At 65.9% G+C, this 249-nt stretch carries 1 pseudogene; it reads right to left on the bottom strand.

Going from position 1 to position 249, the window contains the following annotated elements:
- A pseudogene (locus tag EOD29_RS33840) lies at nt 1-249 on the bottom strand (imidazolonepropionase); the annotation flags it as partial.

Genomic DNA, 249 nt, shown 5'->3' with positions numbered 1-249 from the left:
CGGCGGCTTCCGCTTTTCATGGATGGCGTAGAAGGCGCCGGGCAGGAGCACGGCGACGGTGCCGGCTGCGGCCATCGCCGCAACGCCATCTTCGTCGAGATATTCGAGGTGATCGGCCGAAAGTGCGCCATAGGATGCGGCGAGCCTGGCGCCGCCGAGATTGGAGAGCTGCTCGGCATGCAGCTTGACCGGCAGGCCGAGCGCTTTGGCCTTGTCGAAGACGCGGGCGATCTCGGTCGTGGAAAAAGC

Source organism: Mesorhizobium sp. M1A.T.Ca.IN.004.03.1.1, from assembly GCF_003997555.1.
Classification (GTDB): domain Bacteria; phylum Pseudomonadota; class Alphaproteobacteria; order Rhizobiales; family Rhizobiaceae; genus Mesorhizobium.
Note: the sequence above shows the minus strand (reverse complement) of the source record. Positions and strands in the feature narration are given on the sequence as shown.